Here is a 19700-nt window from a genome sequence, read left to right as displayed (position 1 = left end):
GACATGCGCGAAATCGTTCTGGACACCGAAACCACCGGCTTTGAACCGGGCGAAGGCGACCGCATCGTAGAAATCGGCGCTGTCGAACTGATCGGCCATATGCCCACGGGCAGGACCTATCACCAATATATCAACCCCCAGCGGACCATGCCTGCCGAAGCCTTTGCCGTGCATGGCTTGGGTGATGATTTTTTGGCCGATAAACCGTTGTTCAAGGATATCGCCGACGATTTCCTGACCTTCATCGGCGATGCGAAACTGGTGATCCACAACGCCGCCTTTGATATGAAATTCCTGAATGCCGAACTTGGTTGGCTCCATAAACCTGCCTTGCCGATGAATCGCGCAGTTGACACGCTGATGATCGCGCGGCGCAAGTTTCCGGGCTCGCCTGCGTCGCTTGATGCGCTGTGCCGCCGGTTTGGCATCGACAATGCAGCGCGGACCCTGCACGGCGCGTTGCTCGACAGTGAAATTTTGGCCGAGGTTTATCTGGAACTGATCGGTGGCCGTCAGCCCGATTTCGCACTGGCCCAAGGCAGCGCAGATAGCACGCAAAAAAATGGGGCTGCATGGCGCGCGGGTCCGCGTCCCGCACCCTTGGCATCGCGCCTAACGGCCGAAGAAACCGCCGCCCATACAGCCTTTGTCAATGCGATGGGCGACGACGCAGTCTGGAAACGCGCTTAGTTGACGACCTTCTTATCGGCCTCGGCACGACGCGCCAATTCGGAACGGTAAAGCGCAATGAAATCAATGGTTTCTAGGTTCAGCGCAGGGAAACCGCCGTCGCGGGTCACGTCGCTGACAATCCGGCGCAGGAACGGAAAGGTGATGCGCGGGCATTCGATCAGCAGATAGGGATGCATCTGTTCTTCTGGCACACCTTCGACGTGGAACACGCCGGCATATTCGATTTCCAGAACGAACAAGGGTTCGCCTGCGGCCTTTGTCTTGCTCGTGATGTTCAGCTTGGTGATCACTTCGAACTGGTGGTCCGCTGTGCGCTTGCGGGCGTCCAGATTGACCTGCACTTGCACTTCGGGCTGTGCATCACCCTTGACACCCTTTTGCGCCAGAATGTTTTCGAATGACATATCGCGGATATACTGCGCCAGAACACGGCTGCTGATCTGCTGGGGCTGGGGCGCTGCACCGGCGGCTGGCGCGGCGTTGTCGGGTGTATCAGTCATGGAAACCTGCTTTGGTTGCTATTGGGTTGCCTGTTCCTAACAGCCCCTGCGCGCAGGCTCAATGCCGGGTCCATTTCGATGGCGGATGTGTCGGGTGTTTTTCGGGTGGAATTTCCTGAAATTCGCCGTCGATGATTGTATCATTGGGTCGCGGCGTGCCAGCGGAATGTGGGCGCGTCTCGAATTTCGCAAACCTGATACGTGCCTTGATCCAATGGAACGCCGCCTGCCGCACGGCAGGCAGCAGCAAGGACAGCCCGATCACATCCGTGAAAAACCCCGGCGTCAGCAACAACGCCCCCGCGAACAGGATCATCGCACCATTGGCCAATGGTTCTGTCGGGTCCTTCAGATCGGAAAACGACCGTTGCAGGTTTCCCAGCTCGCGCAGCCCCTGATGGCGCACCAGATATGACCCCGCCAGCGCCGTTGCCAGCACGATCAGCAGGGTCCACCAGATCCCGATCAGGCCACCGACCTGAACGAACAGGGTAATCTCGATCATCGGGACAGCGATGAATGCAAATAATAGCCACATGACGCGGGCCTTTCACAACTTGTTGGTGGTACGGTGGACTTGACCGCACCCGTGACCTACATAAGAAGCCAAGCGGCATGTTTCCATGCTTTGTTCTGACACGAGGTCCTGATGAACTCTCCGATTATTCAGCTTTTGGTGCTTGCGGGCATCGCTGTTTTCCTGATCCTGCGTTTGCGTGGTGTCCTTGGGACCCGCGAAGGGTTCGAAAAACCCGCCGTGACCCGGCAGGAAACCACCCCCCGCCGCAAGCACGATTTCGACGTCATCGAAGGCGGGCCGGATCTTGATATCACTGACCATGTCCAAGCAGATTCCGCCGCCGCCAAGGCGTTGGCCGCGATGAAACGCGTCGATCCCGATTTCAACGTCACCGAATTTCTGGGTGGTGCGCGCGGGGCCTATGAAATGATCCTGATGGCGTTTGAAAACAGCGATCTGGACAGCATCGTCCCATTCATCTCGCATGATGTCTATGAGGCGTTTGCCAGCGTTGTGGATGATCGCCAGCGGCAGGGCCTGACAGTGACCGCCAGTTTTATCGGGATCAGTGATATGACTTTGGCCCATGCAGAATTTGACGAGGCGACCAAAGAGGGCGAGGTGTCCGTCCGCTTCAAAAGCGAGATGACATCTGTCGTGCGTAATGCCGAAGGCGAAGTCGTCGAGGGTAGCACGAAGGAAATCAAGCGGTTGGTCGATACATGGACTTTCGCGCGCAAGATGGACGCGGGCGATCCGAACTGGAAACTGGTCGCCACCGGCGAATGACTTGCTGGATTTTGGCAGCCTAGTGACACGACAGGCGGTGGGATGGCCAAGGCGACATATCATATCTGTGATTTCGACGATTTGAACGGATGGGCGGCCGATGATCATCGCGCCGCCCTTGACGTTTTTTGTAAAACCGCAGACCGGATCACTGACCCGTGGTGGCAGGCGGCCTGTCATCTGGCACCCACAAGCACTGATCCGCGCGGTTTCTTTGAGCTGTATTTCCGGCCCGTCATGGTCACCGATGGCCAGCCGATGTTGTTCACCGGCTATTTTGAACCTGAATTGTCAGGATCGCGCATGGCTGATGCCACCTTCCGATATCCTGTCCATGCCCTGCCGCCCCATCTGACCAAAGGTGCAACACGACGCCAGATCGAGGAACAAAACTTGGCCAAGGGCCATGAGATTGTCTGGCTTGCCGATCCGGTCGATGCGTTCTTTTTGCAGGTGCAGGGGTCTGGCCGCATCAGGTTGCAGGATGGCTCTGTCCTGCGTCTTGGTTTCGCGGCAAAGAACGGACTGCCTTACACGTCGGTCGGAAAGCAATTGGTCGCGCGCGGAGTTGTGTCAGCGGACAAGGTGTCGGCTGCCTTTATCCAGGACTGGGTCAGGCAAAACCCTGATGCGGGCCGCGAATTGCTGTGGATGAATGAGAGCTATGTGTTTTTTCGCGAACTGGCCAATCTGGCCGCTGATGATGGCCCGATAGGCGCGATGAAACGTTCTGTCACCGCAGGGCGCAGCATTGCGGTTGATCCCGATCATCTGCCGTTGGGTGCGCCGGTCTGGATCGAAAAAGACGCGCCCGACCCGATGATGCGGCTGATGGTTGCCCAAGATACCGGATCGGCGATCAAGGGTGCGCAGCGCGCGGATATCTTTTTTGGGACCGGTGCTGTCGCAGGCGCTATTGCCGGGGGCGTCAAACACAATGGTCGCATGATCGTGCTGCTGCCGGTCGCTGTTGCGGATCGCCTGGTCGCGGGGGTTACCTGATGCGCAGGCCCCGCCATCTGTCATCTGAGGAACGCGCGTTGTGGGATCGTGTCAAAGGTACGACCAAGCCCATGTCCCCCGATGCGAAACCCGATCCTGCCCCGCTGCCCCCCGTGCGCAAGACACCTGTCATGCCGCGTGATCCTCTACCCGATTTTCAGGTTGGCCAAAAGGCAGATGCCCACCGGCCCAACGACCTGCTGCCCAGCATCACACACCGTCTGGTCAACGCGCCAGTCAACATGGACAGCAAATCATTTGGCAAGATGAAACGCGGCAAGCTGGTACCAGAGGCGCGGATCGACCTGCATGGCATGACCATGGCGCAGGCGCATCCGGAATTGCTGGCCTTCATATTGGGTTCGCATGCGCTGGGGCGCAGGCTGGTGCTGGTGATCACCGGCAAGGGTAAAGACCGCGACGACGGCGGCCCGATCCCCACGCGCAACGGCGTGTTGCGCCATCAGGTGCCACAATGGATGGCCCTGCCACCCTTGGCGCGTACGATCCTCCAAGTGACACCCGCGCATCTGAAACACGGTGGGCACGGGGCCTATTACGTTTACCTACGCCGCGGCCGCTAAGGCGATCCGCGCTTGCCTGACAGGTATGATCATGATCAGCGAGGCAAGGGCGAACAACGCGGCATAACCCAATTGCTGCACTTCGAACCCAACGCCGATATCGATCAGCCAGCCGCTTAACCCCGGCCCGATGGCGGACCCCAGCACCATCAGCGCTGTCGCCACTGATTTGATTGCGCCGATGTGGCGTGTACCGTAAAGTTCGGCCCAACAAGCGTTCAGGATCGTGGCCTGCCCGCCACCCGCCAGCCCCATCAGAATGACAGCAATCGCCGTCCACCACAGCGACGGCGCGTACCAGTGCAACACAAAGGCCACGACCAACGGCAGAAGGTAGACCGGCAACAGCCGCACCGCGCCGAACCGGTCCACTGCCCAGCCATAGATGATGGTGGATACCAGCAGCGCCGCCGTGCCTAGCGGAAAAACCGCGACCAAAGACAGATGCGACCAGCCTTTGATTTCTGCGAAATGCGCTTGATGAAACCAGAAGGCCGTGCCGAACCCCGAAAACGACATGACCGCAGGCGTCATGGCCCAGAACATCGGGTGGCGCAGTGCCTCCGCTCTTGTCCAGAAACGTCCGTTCATGCCGAACGACTGGTTGCTTTCCGCCACGGATTGCGGCGTGCGTTCCAGATGCAGCAGACGGAACAGAACCGCACTTGCCAGCACGCAGAATACTGCGCTGCCGACGAACAGCATCCGCCAATCTATCAAGGATTTCAACCAGACCATCGTCAGTGGCAGCGCCGCCTCGCCCAGCATGAACCCAAAGGCAGCGATGGCCAGCGCGCGACCGCGCGTGGCGACGAACCAGCGCGCCATGGACACGACGGCGACATGGCTGGTCATGCCTTGGCTGGTGAAACGCAGTGCGAAGATGACGAAGGGCAGCAGTACGACCGCTGGATTGAACGCCATCGCCAGACAGGCCAGCGCCAGCATCCACACCACGAAGATCCCGAGCGTGCGCACGCGAAACCGGTCGGCAAGGCCCCCCGCAAACACCATGAGCGCCGCCGACGCCCCAGTGCCAACCATATAGATCAGGCCCCATTCGCCGTTGGTCAGGCCGTAATCGGCCCGGATCTCACCCCCGAAGATCGAGATGAAAAAGGTTTGCCCGAAGCTTGACAGAAACGACAGCAGCGCCCCGGTCGCAAGGAACGGGGCGTTGTCGCGGACAAAGGTCAGGTAGCTGCGCAAACCGGTCATGCCGTATTCATGATCCGGTCACGCCGCGGGGGCCAGCGCAAAGTGATAGCGCTAACTGAAACTCATAGCACGTAGCGGCTGACATCCACCGAACGCGACAATTCCCCCAGATGTTTTTCCACGAAATCGGCGTCGACGGCGATTTCTTCACCGCCACGGTCGGGCGCGTTAAATGACAAATCCTCGAACACGCGTTCCATGACGGTATAAAGCCTGCGTGCGCCGATGTTTTCCACGGCTTCGTTGACGTCAGCGGCGATCTTGGCCAGTGCCTTGATCCCATCTTCGGTGAAAGTAACGGTCACCTGTTCGGTCTGCATCAGCGCGGAATATTGCAAGGTTAGCGCATTGTCGGTTTCCGTCAGGATGCGCACGAAATCGCCTTCTGTCAGGGCGCGCAATTCCACGCGGATCGGCAAACGGCCTTGCAATTCGGGCAACAGGTCGGACGGTTTTGCAACATGGAACGCGCCGGATGCGATGAACAGGATATGGTCGGTCTTGATCGGCCCATGTTTGGTCGACACGGTCGTCCCTTCGATCAGCGGCAGCAGGTCGCGCTGCACGCCTTCGCGCGACACATCGGCACCGCGCGCGTCGGCACGGGCGCAGACCTTGTCGATCTCGTCCAGAAACACGATGCCGGATTGTTCGACCGCTTCCAATGCGGCCTTGGTGACGGTTTCATCGTCGAGCAGTTTGTCCGCCTCGTCCGCGATCAGCGCGTCATAGCTGTCGGCAACCGTCATGCGTTTCTTGACGGTACGTCCGCCCATCGCCTTGCCGAATAGATCGCCCAAGTTCATCATGCCGCCCGGCTGTCCGGGAATCTCGAATCCGCCCATCGGGTTGGTAGTGTCGGTCAGCTCCAGTTCGATCACGGTGCTGTCCAATTCGCCTGACTTCAGCTTGCGGCGAAACATCTCGCGCGTGCCTTCGCGTGCGTCAGTGCCGGCGACGGCGGTGATTACACGTTCCTCGGCAGCTTCGCGGGCCTTGGTGCGCACGTCTTCGCGCATATGTTCGCGGGTGTCCAGAATGGCGGTATCGACCAGATCTCGGATGATCTGTTCCACGTCGCGGCCGACATAGCCGACCTCGGTGAATTTGGTCGCCTCGACCTTGATGAACGGTGCGCGCGCCAGTTTCGCCAAGCGGCGCGAGATTTCGGTTTTCCCGACACCGGTGGGACCGATCATCAGGATATTCTTGGGGTACACCTCGTCGCGCAGGTCATCGCCCAATTGTTTGCGCCGCCAACGGTTGCGCAATGCGACAGCAACGGCGCGCTTGGCCTCGGCCTGTCCAATGATGAAACGGTCCAATTCGGATACAATTTCGCGGGGGGTCAGGTCTGTCATGTCAGTCCTTGGCTAAAAGAAGGGGGAAGTTTGTGCAGCGGCACGAAGCCCGGCATCAGCCGCAAGATGCGGGCGCGGATACGTTCCCAGAACGCACCCAGCAGCAGCAGGATAATTCCGAGCATCAGCACGGTCAGCGCCGCGCCGTCACCGTCCAGCACCGTGCCTGCCAGCACGACGATATACCCGATGGCGGCAATCAGGAATGACCGCCGGTCAATGACGATAGCCACGATGGCGAACAGTGTCAGGACAGCCACCAGAATGATGTTGGACCCTGAGGTATCTTGATCCAGCAGAGACAAAGCCACCGTGTTCACCAATGCCGGCGCCGCCACGACATGCAGCCAGAATCCGTTGGCCGACCGGCGCGTGACACGGTGTGGATCGCTCATGTCGAATGCCATCGCTACGGCAAAAACAAGCAGACCCAGCGCCAGTGTGATCCATGCAAAAGGCCCACCCGCCGACAACAAGAATAGGTCACTGATCCCTGCGATCCGTCCACCCCTACTGGCGGCGAAAATGATCGCAACGACGAACAGCCCGACCGCGATCATCGCCATGGCAAACGGTACGCGGAACCGCCACCAATAGGCCGCAAGCGCGAGGGTGGCGAGCAATAGTGGAAACGGCACGCTAGCATAATCGCCTTGCGCGATCATGAAAGGTTCCGACATCACGGCGAACAACCCGAATGCTGCATTGGCGGCAAACATCACCGACAGCGCGATGGCGGGTGCCACCATGCGCCGTTTGCGAATGAAATACTCCGACAGCAGCCACAAAAATGCGGTCCCCGCCAGTGACACGCCCAAAGCGTAATCCTGCAAATTCACGATCCGGTCACCAAGCGCGAGCGTGACCACACCCCACCAGCCTGACGATAGGATCAGCAGGCCGATCACGATGAAAACCTCGTTAAATCCTTTGAACAATTCGAAAGGTTCGTCACCGGCGCGCAACGCCGCGCGTGCGCCACGGCGGCTGTCGGCAAGGCTGATCAGCCCTGCGGCTTGCCTTTCCGACAAAAGCCCGCTGCCGACGGCAGCTTTCAGATCGTCGCGGTCGATCATCCGATACTTTCTACCGTCAGTTTGCCATTGGTATAAACACAGATATCCGCCGCAATCGCCATGGCGCGGCGGGCGATCTCCTCTGCGGATAGGTCGCTGTCCATTAATGCGCGCCCCGCGGCCAAGGCGTAATTGCCGCCTGACCCGATGGCGGTGACATCATGTTCGGGTTCCAGAACATCACCCGCGCCGGTGATGACCAACAGGTCTTTGCCGTCGCTGACGATCAGCATCGCTTCGAGCTTTTGCAGGTATTTGTCGGTGCGCCAGTCCTTGGCCAGCTCGACCGAGGCGCGCGCCAACTGGCCGGGCGTCGCCTCCAGCTTTTTTTCCAGCCGTTCCAGCAGGGTGAATGCATCGGCGGTTGATCCGGCAAAGCCACAGATCACATCCTGCCCGCCCGGTGACAGGCGGCGCACCTTGCGCGCGGTGCCCTTGATCACGGTCTGCCCAAGCGAGACCTGCCCGTCACCCGCGATCACCACCTTGCCATCCTTGCGCACCCCGATGATCGTGGTGCCGTGCCAGCCGGGAAAGTTGTCTTGTGCCATCGTCACCATCTCCATATCGGTTGTGGTTATATGGCGGCAGCGCACGGGGCAAACAACCCCGCCATCTTGCCGTCGTTACAACCCAAGGCTAGCGTCATCGCATGAGTATCACCAGTAAAGTTACGTTTTACCTGCACCCCAAGCTGCGCAAGCAAGCCAAAGAGGGGAACCACAATTTCATCGCGTTGATTGGCAAAGTGCTGACCAATGCCGGACTTACCGTCGCCTTTGACAGTGACGATACCCTTGCGCGTCTGCGTGCGCTGGTGCGGCCGGGGCGCGGGATCTTTCTGATGGACCCGCCTGTCAACAACCGCAGCCTGACACTGCGCCAGACCTATATCACCCCGTTCTGGCATATCGAAAAACAGGCGGAACGCTGGGACTGGCCTGTCGCGCATACGCCCTTCGATCCGGCAATGGTCGATCCCAAAAAGGCTGCCAATTTTCAACGGTTCTGGCAAAACCGCCTGTTCGGTGACACGATCCATGTGCCGCGCAAGGACGGTTTTGTCTTTGTGCCGTTGCAAGGGCGCTTGATGGAACAGCGGTCGTTCCAGTACTGCAGCCCGATCGACATGATCCGCACCGTCCTGCGGCATGATCCTGTCCGCCCTGTTATCGCCACGCTGCACCCGTCTGAAACCTATCAGCGCGATGAAGAACGTGCGCTGGAACAGCTACTGGGCGAAAATGACCGGCTTTATATCCGTAAGGGCGACCCTGACAGGTACCTGCGCACCTGCGATTACATCGTTTCGCAGAATTCCGGCGTCGCACTTCAGGGGTTCTTTTTCAATAAGCCTGCGATCCTGTTCGGACGGTCCGATTTTCACCATATCGCGCTGAATGTGGCCGACACCGAAGCACAGGCCGCGTTTGGTGCCGTGACCCGACACGCGCCCGATTTTGCAGCCTATCTCTATTGGTTCTTGCAAATGCAGGCGATCAACGCAGGCAGGCCAGAGGCGCAAGACCGGATTGCACAGGTCTTGCGCGGCCATGGCTGGCCTGTCTAGGGGTTAGATCGACTCTTCGATCCAGCCCTGGATCGCGGCCTTGGGGGCAGCGCCCGCCTTGTTGGCGACGACCTGACCGTTCTTGAACACGAACAGCGCGGGAATGCCGCGCACGCCCATCTGTGCAGGCGAGTTGGGGTTGTCGTCCACGTTGACTTTGACGATTTTCACCTTGCCGGCCATTTCGTTGGATAATTCTTCCAAAGCGGGGCCGATCTGTTTGCAAGGGCCACACCATTCCGCCCAGAAATCTACGACGACGGGGATATCGGACTGGCGCACTTCGGCGTCAAAGGTTGCGTCTGTTACTGCTACGGTGGCCATTGGGATGCTCCTTGGCGAAATTCATTGGAAGGCGAAGGTATGAACGCAGGCCGGAATGGTCAAGCCGTGGCAAGACCTGTCATCGTTTCGTGAAGCAGCGTCTCAGGCAAATCCATCAATTGCGCCTTTGCTGTCCACAAGATTGCGACCGTGATCTGGCGGTCCGGGAACACCTGCCGCAGCGCCGCGCAATAGACGGCCTGCTGGCGCAACACGCCGAGCGGCGTATGCGCGGGCTGGTCCGGCACGATCCGGTTGGTCTTGTAATCTACCGCCAACACGGTCGTCGGGGTCAGGATCAGACGGTCAATTGTGCCATGGATGCGGCCAAGATCTGGCAGATCGGCGGTAATCGGCACTTCTGTCAGAGCATCGTCGTCCCATAGATGCGCAAGCGCGGGCTGGTCCAGCAGCTGGATCACGCTGTCCGTCAGGGCAGTGTCGGTCGGTACCAAGGCATATCCCAGCGCCGCCCTGTCGGCAGGGGTGGCGCGCGGCAGATGTTCCAGCAGCAGGTGGATCAGCGTGCCGCGTTCCTTGGCATCCGCGTCGTCCTCCGCGATATCGCCTGGCAGCACTTTGGCGCCCAGCAATTCTGAAGGAGAAATCGTCTTGGCGCGCGCAATGTCAGGCAGTGGGCCAAACTCTGGCACGATCACGTCGGGTGCAGTAACCGCGTCCTTTGGCACCAGATCGAGCCCGTTCCAATCCAGATGTGCCACGCGCTGCACCTGCAGATCGCCCGACATCGCGGCTCCGGCCTGCCGTTTCTTCATCCCTGCGGCGACGATGTTGTACCAGCTTTCCATCCCTTCGCCGACATCACCAGAGGCCCCGATGATCAGCCATTTTTCCGCCCGCGTCATCGCGACATACAGCAGGCGCAGGCGTTCTTCGTCCTGTTTGGCCAAGACAGCATCGCGCAGCGTGACCATCGACGCGGGCGTTGCGGCGCTGATTGTTTTCCAGATCACACAATCGGGCGCGGGCAGGATTTCGCCTTTTAAGTCCTTTTTTCGCGTCATTGTTTCGGGCAAGATCACGATGGGTGCTTCCAGCCCCTTGGCGCCATGGACGGTCATCACCCGGATCTTGTCGCCCTGGCTGTCCATCTGGCGTTTGACCTCCAGATCATCGGTCTGCATCCACGTCAGGAACCCGGTCAGGCTGGGCACGCCAGTCTGTTCATAGGCCAACGCCTGCGACAACAGCGCGTCGATGCCATCCTCGGCCTCTGGCCCCAACCGCGCGAGCAGCTTGCGCCGCCCGTCGTGGCGGGTCAGGATGCGGGCGATCAGGTCATAGGGGCGCAGGAAATCGGCCTTGCCACGCAGGTCGTTCAAGACCGCAAGTGTTTCATGATGCGCCGATTTGCGCAGGGCTTCCCACAGGAATTTCTTGTCACCGCGATGGTGCGCCAGCGTGAAAAGATCCTGTTCCGACCAGCCGAACAGGGGCGAGCGCAAGGCAGCGGCCAGCGACAGATCATCCTCGGCCAGTGCCAGAAACGATAAAAGCGCCGCCAGATCCTTGACCGCCAGTTCGGCGCCCACGCGCAAACGGTCGGCACCGGCGATGTTCAGCCCTGCGGCCTTGCAGGCGCGGATAATCTCGGCGAACAGGTCCGACCGGCGCTGCACAAGGATCAGGACATCCCCCGCCGTGATCCTGCGGCGTTTGTAGGTGCCGGTATTGCCGTCTTCCACAGGGATGGTTTCATGCGCGATCATATGACTGATCTGGTCCGCAATGCGCTGGGCCATCTGCACATGATGGTCGGCATCGCCGGGCTGATCAACGGGTTGATACCAGGGGCGGTTATCCTCGATCTTGGCGGCTTCGATTACGGGCCACAGATCGACACGCCCCGGCATCCGGTCCTTGAACGCGATATGGGTCAGCGCGTCATCCATCCCTGCGGCCTGATCGCCGGTGAACGTGGCATCAACGACTGACAGGACCGCCTGCGACGACCGGAATGAATGGTCAAGCGATGTAGCCTCGAAAGGTTTGCCAATCGCTTTGTGCGCTGCGCGAAAATGCGCCTTCATCTTGTCAAAGGCGGCAGGATCGGCCCCTTGGAACGAATAGATCGATTGTTTTTTGTCGCCCACGACGAACACCGTGCGTTCGCGGTTGGGCCGCGACCCCGCGCCGGTCGCAAATTCCTGTGTCAGCGTTTCGACCACATCCCATTGGGCGGGGCTGGTGTCCTGCGCTTCGTCCACCAGCACATGATCAATGCCACCATCCAGCCGGAATAAGACCCATTGCGCCACTGCCGGATCGGTCAGCAGTGCGCGCGCCTTGCTGATCAGATCGTCGAAATCAAGTGACCCCATCGCCAGCTTGCGCGCCTCGTACGCGGGCACGAAAGCGCGGCCAAAAGCATAAAGCGCAAGGGTCCGATCCAAGGCGGCCAGCGCCATCCGGTCCTGGCGCGCGCCTGCGACCAGTTCCATCAGGATGTCGATATCCGCGATGAGTTCGGGGTGGGCTTCGCGCAGGGCCTTGGTGGGAAAGCTGCCGATCTTGGGGCCAAAGGGGTCTTTGGCACTGTCCCCGAACAAAAACACGCCTTCCAGCAGTTGCAGGTCCGACAGCCGTGCTGTGCCATCGGCAGCGACCGCGCGCAGTTTTTCGGCAGCCTTGCGATCTGTGACGCTGCCGGTGGCACAGATCTGCTGCAACTGGCGTAGCGCGGCGATGGCATCGGCATCCAGAACCCGCAAAACCAGCGTTTGCACTGTCATCGCCGGATCAAGGTGGAGTGTCCTGCAGATGTCGGATCGTTGCGTATCTTTTAGGAAAGCGTCCTTGTGGCGCGCGACCTCGGCTGTCAGTTTGGCCAGACTATCGCCGCTGAAATGATGCAGCATCTTGTGTACGACACCTGATGCATCGCCTTGCACCAACTGGTCCATCACATCAGCGCGCAGCAATTGCGCGGCGCGGTCTTCCATTTCGCGAAACTGGGGGCTGACCCCGGCTTCTAGCGGGAAACGGCGCAGCACACCGGCGCAGAACGAATGGATTGTCTGAATTTTCAAACCACCCGGCGTTTCGATCGCACGGGCGAACAAGGTACGCGCAGCGCGCAGCTGGTCTGCGTCGATGGATCGGTCCACGCCAAGGCCCCGCAGATCGGCGCGCAGGGAATCATCCTGCATCATCGCCCACGCACCCAACCGCTTGAACAGGCGGTTCTGCATTTCGGCGGCGGCGGCCTTGGTATAGGTCAGGCACAGGATGTTTTGCGGCGACACATCCTCTAGCAGCAAACGCGCGACGCGGTCGGTCAACACGCGGGTCTTGCCGGACCCCGCATTGGCAGCCAGCCATGTGGATATCTGCGGATTGGCGGCATCGACCTGCCGCTGGGTTGCAGCGTCACGGATCATGTCAGCACCTGCGGTTGCGCGGGATCGCTGCTGTCCCATTCGCCAAAGCGGGACAGATGGTCATAGCTGCCCACGTCTTTCTTGGAAAATAACGCATAGCGAGCGGTATAGCCGCTGTCAGCCCGCCGCCAATGTTCGAAAAGTGCTGTCAGTTCGGCCATGGTCGTGTCGGTCGGATTGTCACTGATCGGTGCAAGGACGGTCTTTGCATCGGGCTTGATGCTGACAAATTGTGCATCGTCAACCTGCACCGGACCAACACCTTCAAAACCACCGCGTTCTACCATCGCCACCTCTAGCAACAGTTGTTTGTCGAACTTTTCCTGCTGCGGTTTGGTTGGCATGGTGCCGGTCTTGTAATCATACAGGATCGCCGTGCCGCTGGGCGTCAGGTCGATCCGGTCGGCCTTGCAGGTCAGTGTCACCTCGACATCAGGGATCAAAAGCTTGCCTTCTTGCTCGACCAGACGTGTGTCTGACAGGGCATGTCGGCCCACCTCGGCCTTGCAGAATGCATCTGCAGCCAGCGCAAAGCGTGCCATCCATTGCGCGCGATGCGTGGGCCATGGGCATTTTTCGGTGAAATGCCGCGTGGCGATAGCCAGCAAGGCGTCCAGATCATCAGGCGCATGGTTTTGCCTGACAAATTCCTCAAGTATGCCGTGGATGATCACCCCGCGTAGCGGGGCATCGGCGCTGGGCGTCAGCGGGTCCAGCGGGTCCAGCCGCAGCACTTTGCGCGCATAGATCGCATAGGGGTCGCGGATCAGCGTCTTGATCTGCGTGACGGAAAACTGGTTTGGCCGTGCCGCGACAGGCGGGCAGGGCGCTGGGCGTTTCACTTTTGCGACATCAGCCCCGGGGGCGGACAGTTTTGCCGCCATCGCCAGCCACGCCGCACCGCGCGCTTGCATATGGTCCAAGGCCTCTGGCCCGTTCTGGTCTGGCAAACCGCCCAAAAGGTTCGTAAGGCGGTTGACCCAGCGCGACTGGATGGTTTCGGCGTCAGATGACCGTTTGGCGCGGGTAATCCAGACCTCGCGCCCGGCCACGGCCTGCTGGTAATCATGCGCCGACAGCCCCACGCGGCGTTCTGGCAGCAACAGCCCCGCCTGCGCGCGCATCATCCGGTTTAACCAGGGGTCGGGGGCGGGCGCCTCTGGCCAGACGCCATCATTCATGCCGCCAAGGATGGTCAGATCAGCGCCTTGTACGCGCGCCTCTAGCGTGCCCCAGATCAAGATCTGTGGATGGCCTGCATCACGGTCGCGCACCACGCCCGCCGACAGGATCTTGCCGAACAAAGCCGCATAATCGCGGGGCGACATGACGCCACCGGCACCGGCATGGGTGCGCAGATCGGTGCAGATGCGCTGTGCCTCACGGCCTGCCGCTTCGTCCCAAAGACCGCCGGCACCGGGCAGGGCGGGACCGGCGCAAAACGATTCTGCCAACGTCAGATGCGCGTCCAGATGGTCGGTCAGATGTTTGTCGCCCACGGTATCAAGGCCTGTGACCAGCTCCGCCACCCATTGCGCCCAAGGCTGGCGATCTGCGCGTGTGCTTGCCCATCCTAGCAGCGTGTCCGCCGTCGGGAACGGTGGCCCATACTTGCGCAGGTCCAGTTCCAGATCATGCGTCAGGCGCAGGTGATCACCGCGGTCGGCGTTGTCCGAATGGCACAGCGGGTGCTTGAGCAGGGTCAGCAACGCCTCGCCCGTCAATTGCGTGCCGAACAGGTCTGCCACATGCCGCAAAAACCGCCCCGGTGGCGACAGTTGCAAGGGCGTGCCTGCGCTGTCGTCAGGTTTGATGTCCCACCGGTCCAAGGCGGCGGTCACCTGCCGCGTCAGCATCCGGTCAGGCGAGATCAGCGCGGCGGTGATCCCGTCCTGCACCGCTTGGCGCAGGCGCAGCGCGATGGCCTCTGCTTCGGCGCGCGGGGATGCGGCCTCTAGCAAGGTTAGCCCTTCGGTCGCGGCGATCAGACAGCCCAGGTCGGGGCCTTCTTGCAACCACTGGTTTGTGACGGGTGCAGGCCGCAGCGACAGCGACACCAGGCGGTTGCGCGCGGGGCGTTGTGGCGCAAGGTCGGACCAGCGGGCCACATCGGCAGGGCCAAAACCGATCAGGTCCATCAACCGTTTGAACCGGTATTGCGGATGATCCTCATGCGTCAGCCCGTCATCCATCGCGGACCAGACGGTATCCGGCAGGTCGGTGTCATAGCCCGGTAGCACGATCGCCCCTTGCGGCAGTTTCGCCACCGCCTGCATGAACAGCGCCGTCGCCCCGCGCGACCCGGTGGACCCTGCCACGATCACGGGATGATCGGGGGGCGCGTCCGCCCAGCGCGCGGCCAGTGTTTCGATCACCAGCCTTTGGCGGGCCTCTGTATCGGGCTGGGTGGTGGTGTCGAAAAACTGTGCAATGATCGTCAGGAATTTCTGCGCGCGCGCCCAATGGCCAGACTGATCGCTGACATCAAGTTTGGCAATGGCATTGGGGCTGACCCCTTCACCCTGCATTTCATCCATCAAGCTGGCCAGACTGTCTGACAGATCATAAAGTGCCGCACGCGGGGCCAGATCGGGTTCGCTTTGCAGCAGCTGCGCAACCAGTTGCGACAGTTCCAGACGGCGCTGCAAAGGTGCTATGGCAGGTGGTACATCTTTCGAGATGGGGTCGCGGGCAAGGTCCGTTACCAGCCGGATGCGCGGCAACAGCAGTGCAGGCCCGTCATCGAACATCGCACGGATGCGACGCTGCATACGGGCGGTGTTGACGTAGATCTCCACCCGCGCGAAATCCTCTGGTGGCATATGCTGCGCGCGCGCCATCAGCCCCGTGACAAGGCCCTTGGCATAATCAACACCGCAGGGTTCGCAAAAAATGCGGGGGGTGGTGGTTGGGTCAAACATGCAGCATCGCCTCTGCCAGCGCGATGCTGGATGGTTGCCCGACATCGCACCATTGCCCGTCATAAACCACGCCATAAAGCCCGCCACGTGCGGCCATCGCATCCCAGATCAGGTTCAGCGAAAAGACATCCTGCAGGGCATCACCCAACGTCTCGGTACGGATGATCTGCACGCCGGTATATATTGCGTCTGGCGCGCGGTGCAGCCTGCCGTCCGCATCACGGGCGAAATCGCCCGCGCCTTTGTGCCCGTGGACGCGGTCGCGCGGCACGATCAGCAACAGCGCTTCCATCGCGTCGTGCCAGGCGGCGGTCAATTGCGCAATCGGGTTTGGCCCGCGCCAGACCGCGTCACTGTTCATCGTGATCACCGGACCTGTGCCCAGCAATGGCAGCGCGTGGCGTAAGCCGCCGCCGGTTTCACGCAGCTGGTCGGTTTCGTCGGAAAACATGATGTTCCTACCTGCCAGATGCGTGCGCAGCATGGGAGCATGGTAATGCAGGTTCACGACCTTTGCACCGATCTGTGGCAAGTCAGTCAGCGCCAGCGCATGGTCGATCAGCGGTTTGCCTGCGACCTGTACCAGCGGCTTGGGCCGGTCCTTGACCAGATCGCCCATGCGGGTGCCCAGCCCCGCCGCGAACAAAAGCACAGGAAACTTCATCGTTGCAACCTTGCCAGCAGGGCTGCGTCTGGTGCTGGCAGCATGTCAGATACTGCCGCGCGCAGATCGGATAGCGCGGGATGCGCGAGGTCTTTTTGCAACTGCGCCCAGACGCGCGGGATCATCGGGATGTAGCGGGTTTTGCCCATTTCGACAGCTAGCCGCGCAAAGACGCCCAGGATTCGCAGGTTCCGCTGCGCGCCCAAAGAGGCCAGTTGCGCGGGGAAATCCGCGCCTGCGCCGGTCTCTGCCATGAAATGCGCGACCATCGCGGCGCAGATATCATCCGGCACATCGCGCCTTGCGTCACGCAGCAGCGACGCCAGATCATAGCCCAAAGGTGCGACAAAGGCGTCCTGAAAATCCAGCAACCCGACGCGGGCAAGACCCACCAGTTCAGGCCGCCAGATCAGGTTTTCTGCATGGTAATCGCGCAGCGCCAATGTATCAGGCTGGGGGGCCAGCGCCTGCATCGTTTGGGTCACGGCGGCAACAAGATCAGGCAGGGTGCGCTGGGCGTAATGGGTGCCGGTGATCGCCACCATCTCTCCTGCAACCTGTGGTGTCAGCCGTGTCAGCGCAGGAGGTGGCAGCTTGGCCAGATGGATTAGCACATCGGTGCTGGCACGATAGACCGGCAGCGCCTCGGTCGGGTGTTGGTCGAGCCATTGCGCCACGCTGTCGCGGCCAAGGTCGGACAACAGCAGCAACCCCGCCTGGCTGTCCTGCGCCAGTATCGCGGGCGGGTGCAGCCCAGCACTGACCAGACAGTGCGCAATGTCGATAAAAGGCGCAATATTCTCGCCCGTCTCGGGTGGTGCGTCCATCAGGATCACGGTCTTGGTCCCGTCGGTCAGCCGCAGATAGCGCCGGCTGGACGCATCGGCTGCGATGACCTGCCGTGTCCAGCGTTCATGCCCGGTGCGTGACAGGAAACCGGTGATGGCAGGGTCACGGTCAGACATGCAGGTCTGCCAGACGATCCTGCCAAGCAAGCGGCGCGTCGAAGGTTACAAGGTGATCAGTCGCACGCGCCGCGAAAGTCAGGGTCAGCGCATCTAGCGGCGTATCATGCCCCAACCTGTCAGGCCATTCAATCAGGCAGATCGCGGTCTGGAACGCCTCGTCCAAACCAAGCTCCAGCACTTCGGACGGGTCGGTCAGGCGATACAGATCGCAATGCCAGATGTCGCCATCCGGTGCGTCATAGGTCTGGACCAGTGTGAAGGTTGGGGATGGCACATCCTCCATCCGGTTCAGGCGGGCGCGGATCACGCCGCGCGCAAAGGCAGATTTTCCCGCACCGATGGGACCCTGCAACAGGATCGTATCACCGGGGCGCAACAATGCGGCCATCGCTGCGGCAAAACGATTGGTCGCCGCTTCATCGGCAAGGCTGATCTGGCGGGCTGTGGCGGTCATGAACGGACTCTATGGTCTGTGCCACCACCTGCAAGTCCAAATCAGCGTTTCAGCGCGCGGATCGCGGGATCGGTCTGGGTCAGTTTGCGCAAAACAGGCAGGTGCCGCGGAGCCAGCGAGAAACGCACCATCGTCATGCCGCCGGCAATCGGTGTCGCCTGACAGCGCAGCATCCGGCCATCCGCCAAGAGCGCATCATCAGACCAAGTTTCGCGCGGTCCTGCCTGATGGATAAAGTGGTGCAAGTCGGTCCAGTCTGTGGTGGGCGCGCAATAGGCATGCCATCTGGCGATTTCGGATGTTGCAGCGCGATGTTCCAACCCTGGATCTGCCACCATCCCCCACAGCGATGCATACGCACGGTTATACATCACCAGCGTCCCGGCTACAGTGAACACTGCGATCCCGTCTGACAGCGCGTCCAGTACGGCCTGTCCTGTTTCAATATCGGACCGGAACCGGCGGGTCAGGGACAGATCGGCGGTGACATCCTCGAACAGAAAGGCAAAGGCGCCGTTGGGATGCGGCCGACCTGTCACGCGAAAGGCTTGCCCGTCAGGTAGGTTCCACATCTCTCGGTAGGTGCCGTTCTTGGCAGCCGCTTCAACGGCGGTGAATTGATCGCGCCAAGACGCATAATCTTTGGGTTCGGGCAGAATGCGGGTTTCGCGCAGCCGGTCAAGCACGGTATCAATTGTCGGGCGTGTGCTTAGAAATTCGAACCCCAGCCGTGTCATATCCAGCAGCGCGGGGTTGAATGTTACCAACCGGCGCTGTTTATCAAAAATCGCAAGCCCGATCGACAATTCAGCAAATGTCTTGCCAAGGGTCTGAACAAAATTCTGGCGGTCTTGGTCTGCGCGGACGGCGATGCTTGTGTCGGTGGCAAAATGTAGCGTTGACCCACCCTGTTGCACCGATAGCACGTCGAACCATTGGTTGGTCTCTTTGCCCGCCGTTGGAAAGGCAATCCGGCGGGTGCCATTTGTCGCGCCCGCCTCGAATGCCGATCTCTGCGCCACCATCTCGTCGTGTGTCATGTCGTGTTTTGCCCAGAAATCTGCATGGGCTTGATTAGACCATGTCACCTTTGCGTCGCCATCTGTGCGCCATATCAATTGCGGCGTATGCCGCAGCACATCGCGCAACAAAGCCAGTTCGCCGGCTTGCTGGCTGGTCGCGAAGGGGACTGGTGCTGCGCCATCCGCCTCGGTCGGTAACGCGCCGCAGACGGCCACGCGCAACTGGCCAAGCGGCCAGTCCACCTCGATCCACATGGTATCGTACTGACGATGCCCGATCCTGCACGGCTTTTGTTCGGTGGTGTCAAGATAACCGGCCAGACCAGGAAATTCCGGGTCAAGGACATGGATCATCGCATCACGTTCGGGAATCAGGTTGAACGGTGCGATCATCTGCTGGGCGTCCTGCGTCGTGTCGATCAACTGATCGCCATGAAACAGGAACACCGGCCCTGACGGCGCCATCACAGGCTCTGGATCAACCGCCGCCGCGCGGGTGGTTATGTGCCATTGCGATCGAAGTCCGACGACGATCGCCAGAACGGCGATGGTCAAGAGAATCAGCGACATCATGCAGCAATCCTTGCCAGTTCACGCCAAGACCCTCACCCAGCAAAGTTAATCGCCGGTTAA

General features: G+C 60.5%; 18 protein-coding genes. 5 read left to right on the top strand and 13 right to left on the bottom strand.

Features of this window, described 5'->3' with window-relative positions; all coding sequences use genetic code 11:
* Positions 1-3 precede the first annotated feature (3 nt).
* Complete coding sequence (gene dnaQ, locus ACPF9B_RS13580; protein WP_424178040.1) at positions 4-690, top strand: DNA polymerase III subunit epsilon; 687 nt, start codon at positions 4-6, stop codon at positions 688-690.
* On the opposite strand, the gene secB is transcribed toward dnaQ, so the two are convergent.
* Both secB and ACPF9B_RS13570 read right to left on the bottom strand, forming a co-directional pair.
* Positions 687-1193 (bottom strand): protein-export chaperone SecB, encoded by a 507-nt coding sequence (secB, locus tag ACPF9B_RS13575; protein WP_424178038.1) that lies wholly within the window; start codon positions 1191-1193, stop codon positions 687-689. The two genes, dnaQ and secB, sit on opposite strands and share 4 nt — an antisense overlap.
* 58 nt (positions 1194-1251) lie before the next feature.
* Positions 1252-1731 (bottom strand): FxsA family protein, encoded by a 480-nt coding sequence (locus ACPF9B_RS13570; protein WP_424178036.1) that lies wholly within the window; start codon positions 1729-1731, stop codon positions 1252-1254.
* Between the two features lie 111 nt (positions 1732-1842).
* On the opposite strand from ACPF9B_RS13570, the gene ACPF9B_RS13565 reads away from it, so the two are divergent.
* Genes ACPF9B_RS13565 through ACPF9B_RS13555 form a run of 3 tightly spaced genes read left to right on the top strand, consistent with a single transcriptional unit; the run spans position 1843 to position 4088 of the window.
* On the top strand, positions 1843-2502 hold the full coding sequence (locus tag ACPF9B_RS13565; RefSeq protein WP_040482962.1) for a Tim44/TimA family putative adaptor protein: 660 nt from the start codon (positions 1843-1845) through the stop codon (positions 2500-2502).
* Between the two features lie 42 nt (positions 2503-2544).
* Positions 2545-3504, top strand: a complete 960-nt coding sequence (locus tag ACPF9B_RS13560) for a murein transglycosylase A (protein WP_424178033.1) — start codon at positions 2545-2547, stop codon at positions 3502-3504.
* The gene (locus tag ACPF9B_RS13555; RefSeq protein WP_424178031.1) at positions 3504-4088 is read left to right on the top strand and encodes a Smr/MutS family protein; all 585 of its coding nucleotides are present in this window, start codon (positions 3504-3506) and stop codon (positions 4086-4088) included. The genes ACPF9B_RS13560 and ACPF9B_RS13555 overlap by 1 nt, the downstream gene beginning before the upstream one ends.
* Here ACPF9B_RS13555 and ACPF9B_RS13550 read toward each other — a convergent pair.
* The 4 genes from ACPF9B_RS13550 to hslV form a co-directional block, all read right to left on the bottom strand.
* Entirely contained in the window at positions 4071-5306 is a 1236-nt protein-coding gene (locus tag ACPF9B_RS13550) for an MFS transporter (RefSeq protein WP_424178029.1), read from the bottom strand. The genes ACPF9B_RS13555 and ACPF9B_RS13550 overlap by 18 nt on opposite strands.
* A 62-nt stretch (positions 5307-5368) precedes the next feature.
* Positions 5369-6667, bottom strand: a complete 1299-nt coding sequence (gene hslU / locus ACPF9B_RS13545) for an ATP-dependent protease ATPase subunit HslU (RefSeq protein WP_007206330.1) — start codon at positions 6665-6667, stop codon at positions 5369-5371.
* Entirely contained in the window at positions 6664-7743 is a 1080-nt protein-coding gene (locus ACPF9B_RS13540; protein WP_424178026.1) for a hypothetical protein, read from the bottom strand. The genes hslU and ACPF9B_RS13540 overlap by 4 nt, the downstream gene beginning before the upstream one ends.
* On the bottom strand, positions 7740-8294 hold the full coding sequence (gene hslV, locus ACPF9B_RS13535; protein WP_040483280.1) for an ATP-dependent protease subunit HslV: 555 nt from the start codon (positions 8292-8294) through the stop codon (positions 7740-7742). Before hslV ends, ACPF9B_RS13540 begins: the two co-directional genes overlap by 4 nt.
* A 101-nt stretch (positions 8295-8395) precedes the next feature.
* Between hslV and ACPF9B_RS13530 the strand changes: the two genes are divergently transcribed.
* The gene (locus tag ACPF9B_RS13530) at positions 8396-9313 is read left to right on the top strand and encodes a hypothetical protein (protein WP_424178024.1); all 918 of its coding nucleotides are present in this window, start codon (positions 8396-8398) and stop codon (positions 9311-9313) included.
* Between the two features lie 3 nt (positions 9314-9316).
* On the opposite strand, the gene trxA is transcribed toward ACPF9B_RS13530, so the two are convergent.
* The 7 genes from trxA to ACPF9B_RS13495 are packed head-to-tail and all read right to left on the bottom strand — an operon-like array spanning position 9317 to position 19640.
* Entirely contained in the window at positions 9317-9637 is a 321-nt protein-coding gene (trxA, locus tag ACPF9B_RS13525) for a thioredoxin (protein ID WP_007206334.1), read from the bottom strand.
* 59 nt (positions 9638-9696) lie between these two features.
* Complete coding sequence (addA, locus tag ACPF9B_RS13520; RefSeq protein ID WP_424178021.1) at positions 9697-13038, bottom strand: double-strand break repair helicase AddA; 3342 nt, start codon at positions 13036-13038, stop codon at positions 9697-9699.
* Positions 13035-15959 (bottom strand): double-strand break repair protein AddB, encoded by a 2925-nt coding sequence (addB, locus tag ACPF9B_RS13515; protein ID WP_424178019.1) that lies wholly within the window; start codon positions 15957-15959, stop codon positions 13035-13037. The genes addA and addB overlap by 4 nt, the downstream gene beginning before the upstream one ends.
* A complete protein-coding gene (locus ACPF9B_RS13510) occupies positions 15952-16623 on the bottom strand; it encodes a nucleotidyltransferase family protein (RefSeq protein WP_424178017.1) in 672 nt (223 codons plus the stop codon). The genes addB and ACPF9B_RS13510 overlap by 8 nt, the downstream gene beginning before the upstream one ends.
* Positions 16620-17588 (bottom strand): aminoglycoside phosphotransferase family protein, encoded by a 969-nt coding sequence (locus tag ACPF9B_RS13505; protein ID WP_424178015.1) that lies wholly within the window; start codon positions 17586-17588, stop codon positions 16620-16622. The genes ACPF9B_RS13510 and ACPF9B_RS13505 overlap by 4 nt, the downstream gene beginning before the upstream one ends.
* Entirely contained in the window at positions 17581-18045 is a 465-nt protein-coding gene (gene tsaE / locus ACPF9B_RS13500; RefSeq protein ID WP_007206339.1) for a tRNA (adenosine(37)-N6)-threonylcarbamoyltransferase complex ATPase subunit type 1 TsaE, read from the bottom strand. Before tsaE ends, ACPF9B_RS13505 begins: the two co-directional genes overlap by 8 nt.
* A 41-nt stretch (positions 18046-18086) precedes the next feature.
* Complete coding sequence (locus tag ACPF9B_RS13495) at positions 18087-19640, bottom strand: PAS-domain containing protein (RefSeq protein ID WP_424178013.1); 1554 nt, start codon at positions 19638-19640, stop codon at positions 18087-18089.
* Positions 19641-19700: the final 60 nt, after the last annotated feature.

The organism is Yoonia sp. TsM2_T14_4, assembly GCF_049602355.1.
GTDB classification, from domain to species: domain Bacteria; phylum Pseudomonadota; class Alphaproteobacteria; order Rhodobacterales; family Rhodobacteraceae; genus Yoonia; species Yoonia vestfoldensis_A.
Note: the sequence above shows the minus strand (reverse complement) of the source record. Positions and strands in the feature narration are given on the sequence as shown.